The organism is Nonomuraea sp. NPDC003754, assembly GCF_053605785.1.
Window position 1 is genome coordinate 71,525 of record NZ_JBSGJX010000042.1, and the last position, 8,444, is coordinate 79,968.

The window sequence follows — 8,444 nt, forward strand, 5'->3', positions numbered from 1 at the left end:
ACGGAAGGTGACGGCCCGGCGGGGCCGGCCCGGGAGGCGAGCGTGAGCGGCATGGTGGGGATCGTCCTGGTGTCGCACAGCGCCGCGCTGGCGGCCGAGGCGGCCGCGCTGGCGCGGCAGATCGCCGGGCCCGAGGCGATGGTGGCGGGCGCGGGCGGCACCGAGGACGGCGAGCTCGGCACCAGCCTCGACCGCATCGAGCGGGCCGTGGCCGAGGTGGACGGCGGCGCGGGCGTGCTGCTCGTTCCCGACCTCGGCAGCTCGGTGCTGACCGCGAAGCTCCTCGAGGAGCCGGGGCGGGTGGTGCTGGCCGACGTGCCGTTCGTGGAGGGCGCGATCGCCGCGGCCGTGACCGCCGCCGCGGGCGCGCCGCTCGCCCAGGTGCTGGCCGCCGCGGAGGAAGCCCGCACCTACCGCAAGCTCTGACCGACGCCCGCCGTTCGGCACCCCGCCGGCCCGAGGGGCGGTCAGTGGCCTCGGAACGCCTCCTCCAGCCACCACGACCCATGACTCCCGCTGACCTTCGCATGGACCAGGAGCGGCCGGTCCCTCGGCCCCTCCAGCCACGAGGCGACCGCGTCCAGGTCGCCCCGCTCCGTGACGGTCACCGCCGCGCAGCCGTACCCGCGGGCGATCCCGGCCAGGTCGACGGCGGGGAAGGTGACCGTGTCGAGCGGGTGCCCCGACGGCCCGAAGTGGTGCACCTCGGCCCCGTAGGCCTCGTCGTCGTAGACCACGATCACCATCGGCAGCCCGAGCCGTACCACGGTCTCCAGCTCGGCGATGCCCATGAGCGCGCCGCCGTCGCCCAGCGCGGCCACGGCGAGCCTGTCCGGCAGGGCCACCGCCGCGCCGATCGCGGTGGCCAGGCCGAGACCGATCGACTGGAAGGCCTGGGTGAAGCAGAACCCCCGCTCGTCGGGGACGTCGAGGAACATCGCCGGATATCCCATGAAGTTGCCCGAGTCGGTGGCGACGACGCGGTCGGCGGGCAGCAGGTCGTCCAGCGCGATCGTGAGCGTCCTGGGGTCGATCCTGCCGTCCCCGCTCTCGTCCTGGTACGGCACGCCGCGCCACCGCACCTCCCCCGCGATCCGCGCGGCCAGCTCAGGCGTGCGGCAGGAGGCCCTCGACGGCGTGCCGCCGAGCGCCGCCGTCACCGCCGTGGCCACCCTGGCGACGTCGCCCACGACGCCCAGCTCGACGGGCCGGTGGGCGCCGATGGCGTCCGGGTCGAGGTCGACCTGGACGACCTTGGCGCGCGGGCCGATGAGCCTGCCGTGCCTGGTCGTCCACATGTTGAGGGCGCACCCCCAGCCCACCAGCACGTCCGCGCCCGCGATCAGCTCGGCTGCCAGGGGGGAGGCGAAGCCGCCGCTGACGTCGAGGTCCCACGGGCTGCCCCGGAACAGGCCCTTGGCGACGGCGGAGGTCGCCAGCAGCGCGCCCGCCCGGTCGGCGAGGGCCTCCAGCTCGCGGCGGGCGTGCCTGGCGCCGCGGCCGGCGACGAACACCGGCCGTTCGGCGCCGGACAGCAGGCCGGCCAGCCGGGCCACGTCCTCCTCGGACGGGGCGGTGGGCGGCTCGGCGGCGGTGCGGGCGCTCAGGACGGCCGCCTTCCACGCCTCGTCCCGGTCCCCGGCCTCGCTCTGCACGTCCAGGGGGAGGTTGAGCAGGACGGTACGGCCGGCCCGCGCCGTGAGGAACGCCTCGACGGTGTCCTCGACGGCGGTCCCGGCCGAGCGGACCCGCAGGGCCGTGGCGCCCACGGCGCGGGCCATCGCGTCCTGGTCGACGTGGAAGTTGGAGCGGACCTGGGTCGCCTCGCCGGCCAGCACGATGAGCGGGGTACGGCTCTTGGCCGCCTCGGCGATGCCGGTCATCGCGTTGGTCAGCCCCGGGCCCTGGTGCACCGAGATGGCGGCGACCCGGCCGCTCATCCGCGCGTAGGCGTCGGCCATGGTCGCGGCGCCGCCCTCGTGGCGGGCGGCCACGAAGCGGGCACCGCCGGCCACGAGGGCGTTGGTGACGTGGAAGTTGCCGCTGCCGACCACGCCGAAGACCGTCTCCACGCCGAGCTCGGCGAGGATCCGGCCCACCAGCGCCGCGACGGTCACCGTTCGACCAGCGCGAGAACGCGGACGGGACTGCCCGAGCCGCCGACGATCGGCAGCGGGGGCGCGATCACGACGCTGCCCGTGGGCGGGAGCTTGTCGAGGTTGCGCAGCTGGGTCAGGCCGTACTTGCCCGCGCCGAGCAGGAAGGAGTGGCACGGGAAGGCGGGGTCGAAGGAGTGGGCGGCGCCGGCGTCCGTGCCAACGGTCTCGACGCCGACGCCGATGATCGGAGCCTGCCTGGCCAGCCAGCGCGCGCACTCCACCGAGATGCCGGGCGAGTGGCCCTCGTTGAGGAAGTCGGCGGGGCTGTCGGACCTGGCGTCCCAGCCGGTGCGGTAGAGGAGCCAGCCCCCCGCGGGCAGCGGCCCGTTGACCCGCTCCCACTCCTCGACGTGCTCCACCTCGAGCAGGAAGTCGGGGTCCTTGGACGCCTCGGCGGCGAAGTCGAGGACGACGGCGGGCGCGAGCAGGCGCTGCACGGGCACCTGGGAGACATCCTGGCCGTCGCGGTTGGTCACCCAGTGGACGGGGGCGTCGAAGTGCGTGCCGGTGTGCTCGCCGGTGTGGATGTCGTTCCAGTACCAGGCGGGGCCGCGGTCGTCGTAGCGGCTGATCTCCTCCAGCCGGAAGGGGATCGTGTTCCCGAAGGGTTCGGGGAGCTGAAGGATCGGTGTCTGGTCGGAGAGGGGCGCGGTCAGGTCGATGACCTCGATGCCGCCGGTGCGCACGCTTTCCAGGAAGTTCCGCAGGATCGACATGCTCGCATCATTCCCCGCTCCCCCGGTTCCTCCCACGGCCACCGGCTTGCGCGTGTTCCCGGCACTGATCGGCTGCTCCGCCCGCGCTCACTTGTGGCGGAAGTAGCTATGCGGCGCGTTTACCAGGGTCAACGCACGCTATGATCTTGATGAGGGCACAATCAGGGCACTAGACACATCCTCGATCTTGCCTGTGAAGAAGGCGTCCATAGCCTTCCGAGCACGGTCCGCGGCGTTCGGCATCAGGTGTGTGTACGTCCGCAGAGTGAAGCCGACGTCCTCGTGTCCGAGGTAATCAGCGACGGTCCGGATATCGACGCCGGCCGCGAGCCATGCTGACGCCGCCGTGTGCCTCAGCACATGACACCCGTGCTCGCGGTACGGCTTCCGCCTCTCGCCCGGTGGCGTCGCCGGCACAATCCCTGCGGACTCCAGGGCGCCGCGCCACATGTGATTGAAGGTGTTGCGATGGACCGCACTCCCACGCGGCGCGACGAACACCAGCTCGGCGGTGAGCGGCTCACTGCCCGGCTTTCCTCGTTCAACCCAAGGGAGCGTCACCGCGACCGGCGGATGTGCCGAGATATGCGCGCTCAGCCGCATGCCCACGGCCTCCGGCAAGGGCACCGACCGCGTCTTCCCGCGCTTTGGCGGCGAGAAGACGAGCCGATTGCCAATGAGCCGCACCTGTCGGCGAACATGGACCACGCGGCCGAGGAAGTCGATGTCCTCGACGGCGATTCCGAACAGTTCGCCTTGCCGGTGCCCGCACCCTGCTCCGAGGTACACCATCGCCTCGTATTGGTCGGGCAGCTCGGCACCCATCGCCTCGACCTGGGAGAGGGTCCACGGCACGACTTTCTTCGGCACTGGCGCTGGCGCCTTCACCGACTTCGTTTTGCACGGATTGCGCCCGATGACCTGATCATCCAAGGCCGCGTCGAAGATGGTCGAGACCATGCCGACCACAATCTTGATGCTGGACGGCTGGAGGCCTGATGCCTCCATGTCCTTGATCCACTGCTGGACCATGGACGGCCTCTTGGCGAGCACCGCCATGCCCTGATTGCCGATCGGCTTTCCGTACACCCATTTGGCCAAGCGACTATCGGTCTGGGCGAGCGTGTGCAAGTCCGCAATGAGGCCAGCACGCCACTGGCGCGCGTAGGCGGCAAGGGTGATCAGGCCAGCCTTCGGGTCGATGTAGTCGCCCCGGTCTAGGCTCGCCTTAACCTTGGCGTCGAAGCTCTCGGCGTCAGGGAGGCGCTCGAAGTTCTTTTTCCTCTGCGTGCCCGCGTCATCGCGGTAGCGGACCTGCCAGCGCTCTCCTTGGCCGTGCTCAGCCGTTGGAACCTTGGCCGGCCTGCACTTGCACTTTTCCTCGGCCGGCATCGGGTGGGACTTGTGCCATCGGTCGTATACCGCCACGCCTAGCCCTCCTCTTCAGGTCTCAGCCACCCTTCGGCACGCATCCGAGCCGTCCACTCGTCGGGGAGTGATGGGGGTTCCAAACCGGAGTCCAGGGCCAGATTGATGAGCGTGGCGAGATTCCGCAGCTGGGGGCCGAAGGCCGTGTCGCCATGATCTTGCACTCTTGCCGCCTCCTGGAAAGCATCGAAGATGCCCTGATACAGGCTGAGCTCCGATCGGGCTCTATTCCAGTCCGTTCGAGATACGTTCGCAGGCTTGGCTTGTCCGGTGATCCACAGCAGTGCTTCAAACGGCGCCTCGACCGCTGTAGCCGTGATCGCCAGCCGCTCGTCGGCGTTCAATGGCGTGAAAAGCAGGACCGGGGGAACCCCGAGCGCGTACGCGAGCCGTAGAACTTCGTCGATCGTCACATCACGGCGGCGTTTGCCCGTTGAGTCCTTGCGCCCCGTCTCGATGTTGGCGATGACCGCGGCCGTGAACTCAGGTGCTCCCACCTCTGCGCATCGTTCGGCGAGTTGTTGCGCAGTCCACCCCCGTTGAAGCCGCAGGGTCCTTACTCGCTGACCTACCAGTTCGCTCGGTGCATAACTTGTCACATCGACAAGCTAGCACACAGATCGGCTTGCGACTTGACAACACGACATGGCGCGTCACACCCTTGCTTTAGTCGATCAGACATGCACAATGTCGAGTCCGAGCATTGCTTGTCGAACTGACAAGAGACAGGAGATCGCGTGTCTCAGCCCATAACCACCTCAAGGACCAGCCCCAGTAGGGGCACACCTCTCGCCACCGAACGCGAGGTCGCGACCTATCTCTCTAAGCCCCCCGGCACACTGCGCAACTGGCGGTACAGGGGCAAGGGCCCGCGGTGGCTACGGCTCGAAGGCGGCGGCGTCCGCTACCGCTGGAGCGACGTGGAAACGTGGCTGGATGCCCAGATGCCCAACCATGGCGGCGCGGCGTGATGGCAAAGAAGGACCCCCGAGGGCGGCCACCCGCGGGGGTCCAGAAAACATCGTCCCTGCTGAGCGGCGGAGACAACCTCACGGTAAACCATGCGGCGAGCCGTCGCACAGTTCACGCGCTTGAAGCGATCAGCCCCAGAGACCGACAGCGAATCCTGAGTCGGCTCGGCACCCTCGCTCACCTCGCCGCGCTCATGCGCCAACCTGGCGCGCTCGCTGAGAGGACAACGCCGTGAGTACCCCCCTGTCGACCGTGCTGCAACGCCTGTACGAGGTGACCGGCCACGTGCCGCGAGCCTCCGGCAGCGGCCACTCCGCGCGCTGCCCCGCCCACGACGACCGCACACCCTCGCTGTCCGTCAGCGTCGGCCGCGGCGGCGGCGTCATCCTCAAATGCCACGGCGGCGCCAACTGCCCGGCCGACGACGTCATTGCCGCGCTCAACCTCACGTGGTCCGACCTGTACGCCGACGACCAGCGCGAGCGCCCCCGCAACGACAGGGCCGACCGGTGGATGCCGTGCCAGCACGACAAGGTCGCCGAGTACCTCTACAGCGACGAGCAGGGCCGCACCCTGTACGGCGTCGCCCGGTGCGCGCTAAAGGGCAACGGCTGTCAGGGGTTCCGCCAGTGGAGGCCCGACCCCGCCACGCGCAGCGGCCGCCGGTGGAGCCTGTACGACAGCGGCGAACTCGCGGTGCGGCTCGTGCCGTACAGGCTGCCCGAAGTCGTCGCCGCCGTCCGCGAGGAACGCGTCGTCATGATCTGCGAGGGCGAGAAGGACGTCGAGGCGCTCCGCGCGCGGCCGCTCATCACCGCCACCTGCACCCCGATGGGCGCCGGCAAGTGGCGGCCAGAGTTCGCCCAGCACTTCCACGGCGCCGACGTGTGCATCGTCGCCGACCGCGACGAAGCAGGACAGCGGCATGCCGAGAGCATCGTCGCCAATCTGCTGCCCGTCGCGCGCTCCATCTACGTCGTCCAAGCCCTCCACGGCAAAGACGCCGCCGACCACCTCGCAGCAGGCGGTCACACCGGCGACTTCGTCGACGTGTGGGCGCCGAAGCCGTACCCCCTGGAGACCCTCGGGTGACCAGCACCACCACGCTCAGCGAACCGGCCTGGCTGCCGACCATCGTCAAGGACGACGGCAGCCCCGGGTCGAGCTCGCCCATGGAATGGCCACCGCGGCTATCCCCTGACGGGCGCATTCCCCCGGTGCTCCCAGACGAGTTCTGGCGAGCACGCCCCCTGTTCACCCACGTTCGGCAGGCCGCGCACAGCCGTCTCATCGCCCCTGACGGAGTGCTGGCCGCGGTCCTGGTGCGCGCGGCCGTGTCCACCGATTACCGCGTACTGCTGCCCGCCATCGTCGGCCGGTACCAGCCGCCCAACCTGTACGCCGCCCTCGTGGCCGCGTCAGGCGGCGGCAAGGGTGCATCCCTCGATGCGGCCGGCGAGCTGCTGCCCTTCGTCAGCACGCCCGACCACCGCATCCGCGAAGCGTCAGCAGGTTCCGGCGAAGGGCTGGCCAAGAAGTTCTTCACCAAGGTCTCGCTCACCGACGACCGCGGGAGGATCACCGGGACAGAGTGGGAGCAGACGGCTCACGCCCTGCTCGTTCGCGTCGACGAGGGATCGATGCTTGGCCCGCTCATGAAGCGGCAAGGCCAGACCACCACCGAAACCCTTCGTCAGGCGTGGTCTGGCGAGAGGCTCGGCGGGTCGTACGCCGACGTCGAACGCGGCCAGCAGCTGGCGCCGCACACCTACCGGCTGTGCATCGCGATGGGCGTCCAGCCCGAGACTGCGGCGTTCCTCTTCGAGGACACTCACGGCGGACTGCCCCAGCGGTTCCTGTGGCTGGCCGTGCAGTCGCCGGACATGCCTTCCCTCGACGCGATCCCGGACCATCCCGGGCGGCTCCGCTGGACCGCTCCCGTCATCAACGGCCGCCACCTACAGGCCAACGTGATGGGGCTGCAGCGGTGCCTTATCGATATCGCGCCCGAGATCGCCCACGAGATCCGCGTCGCCCACCTGGCTCAAGTGGAGGGTCGGGCGGAAATCGACTCCCTCGACGGGCACGCCAATCTCTCCCGCCTGAAAGTCGCATCCATCCTTGGCGTCCTCGACGGCCGGCTCGAAGTCACCCCCGAAGACTGGGCCCTTGCGGGCACCCTCATGCGCACCTCGAGCGCCGTCCGCACGTGGATTCGAGAGCGCGTCAGCGCCAGCGAGAAGGAGACCCGACGGGCGCGGAACAAGGCGCACGCTGAGCGCGAGGTCATGGCCGACGTCGCCAAGGAGCGCGCGAGGGTCCTGCGGATGGCGGTGCGGGTGCGGAGATGCGTCGTAAGGGACGCAGGGGAAGGCGTAAGGACTACAAAACGGCGGGTGAACCAGGCCTTTAAAGGACCGGAGAAGGAGTTCCTGGACGCGGCTATCGACCATGCCCTTGCCATGGACTGGGTCCGGTACGACGGCGCCGTGTACACCCTCGGAGGGTCGGCACCGACCGGGGAGGCGATGCCGTCATGATCGGCCACGACGGTAGGACTTCGCTCCCCCTGGCGCGTAGGACCGTAGGACCGGTCCTACAGTCTCCGAGCCTCCAACCCCCTTATATAGATCATATGAGGGTGATTTGTACCTATATGTCTGAATTCCGAGGGCGCGAATCACACGCGACTGTAGGACCGAGTCCTACAGTCCTACGCCCTCGGGTCGCCTGAAAGGACGCAGGCCCATGGACTTCACGCCCGGCACCGCCATCGCCATCACTTCGACCACCGACCCATACAGGGTCCGCATCCACGACAAAGACCGGAGCTTCCTCGAGGAATGCCCCGTCATCGCATGGGCGGTCGTCAACGTCTCAGACGACGAAGACCTCACCATCAAGACGGAAGTCCAGCCCGTATTCCTGTACAGCGACGGCACCCCGCTTGTCACTCAAGAGTTCGTCGATGCATACGGCCCCCACGTGATCACCATCCACCCCGCGTAGACGCCCATGCCGGCCCCGGCGCGCCCCTGGCCCTGCGCCACGGCAGGCCCGCCCCCGCCCCCGACGCCGCGCGGTGCCGCCCCACCCCCAGCGCCAGGCGGCCACCCCCAGGCCGCCCAGCCAGGCGCCCCGCGCCCCGCCCCACGCCCCGCGGCCGGGC

At 69.6% G+C, this 8,444-nt stretch carries 9 protein-coding genes; 5 read left to right on the top strand and 4 right to left on the bottom strand.

The features are described 5' to 3' along the window. On the top strand, positions 1 to 426 hold a 426-nt coding region (gene dhaM, locus ACWEVS_RS36970), incomplete at its 5' end, for a dihydroxyacetone kinase phosphoryl donor subunit DhaM (RefSeq protein ID WP_452555378.1). A gap of 41 nt (positions 427 to 467) precedes the next feature. On the opposite strand, the gene ACWEVS_RS36975 is transcribed toward dhaM, so the two are convergent. The 4 genes from ACWEVS_RS36975 to ACWEVS_RS36990 form a co-directional block, all read right to left on the bottom strand. Further along, complete coding sequence (locus tag ACWEVS_RS36975; RefSeq protein WP_452555380.1) at positions 468 to 2,117, bottom strand: thiamine pyrophosphate-binding protein; 1,650 nt, start codon at positions 2,115 to 2,117, stop codon at positions 468 to 470. Then, positions 2,114 to 2,875, bottom strand: a complete 762-nt coding sequence (locus ACWEVS_RS36980; protein ID WP_449920732.1) for a cyclase family protein — start codon at positions 2,873 to 2,875, stop codon at positions 2,114 to 2,116. Before ACWEVS_RS36980 ends, ACWEVS_RS36975 begins: the two co-directional genes overlap by 4 nt. A 138-nt stretch (positions 2,876 to 3,013) precedes the next feature. Beyond that, complete coding sequence (locus ACWEVS_RS36985; RefSeq protein ID WP_452555382.1) at positions 3,014 to 4,303, bottom strand: tyrosine-type recombinase/integrase; 1,290 nt, start codon at positions 4,301 to 4,303, stop codon at positions 3,014 to 3,016. 2 nt (positions 4,304 to 4,305) lie between these two features. Beyond that, positions 4,306 to 4,902 (bottom strand): helix-turn-helix domain-containing protein, encoded by a 597-nt coding sequence (locus ACWEVS_RS36990; protein ID WP_452555384.1) that lies wholly within the window; start codon positions 4,900 to 4,902, stop codon positions 4,306 to 4,308. A gap of 138 nt (positions 4,903 to 5,040) precedes the next feature. Between ACWEVS_RS36990 and ACWEVS_RS36995 the strand changes: the two genes are divergently transcribed. The 4 genes from ACWEVS_RS36995 (at position 5,041) to ACWEVS_RS37010 (ending at position 8,284) form a co-directional block, all read left to right on the top strand. Then, positions 5,041 to 5,274 (top strand): helix-turn-helix transcriptional regulator, encoded by a 234-nt coding sequence (locus tag ACWEVS_RS36995; protein ID WP_452555386.1) that lies wholly within the window; start codon positions 5,041 to 5,043, stop codon positions 5,272 to 5,274. Between the two features lie 232 nt (positions 5,275 to 5,506). Next, positions 5,507 to 6,367, top strand: coding sequence for a toprim domain-containing protein (locus tag ACWEVS_RS37000; RefSeq protein WP_452555388.1), 861 nt, complete (start codon positions 5,507 to 5,509; stop codon positions 6,365 to 6,367). Next, entirely contained in the window at positions 6,364 to 7,815 is a 1,452-nt protein-coding gene (locus ACWEVS_RS37005) for a hypothetical protein (protein WP_452555390.1), read from the top strand. The genes ACWEVS_RS37000 and ACWEVS_RS37005 overlap by 4 nt, the downstream gene beginning before the upstream one ends. A gap of 208 nt (positions 7,816 to 8,023) precedes the next feature. Next, entirely contained in the window at positions 8,024 to 8,284 is a 261-nt protein-coding gene (locus tag ACWEVS_RS37010) for a hypothetical protein (protein WP_452555392.1), read from the top strand. The last annotated feature ends 160 nt before the right edge of the window (positions 8,285 to 8,444 follow it).

Coding starts and splice junctions, on each gene's coding strand:
- ACWEVS_RS36980 (WP_449920732.1), bottom strand. CDS start 2,875: ATGTCGATCCTGCGGAACTTCCTGGAAAGCGTGCGCACCGGCGGCATC.
- ACWEVS_RS37010 (WP_452555392.1), top strand. CDS start 8,024: ATGGACTTCACGCCCGGCACCGCCATCGCCATCACTTCGACCACCGAC.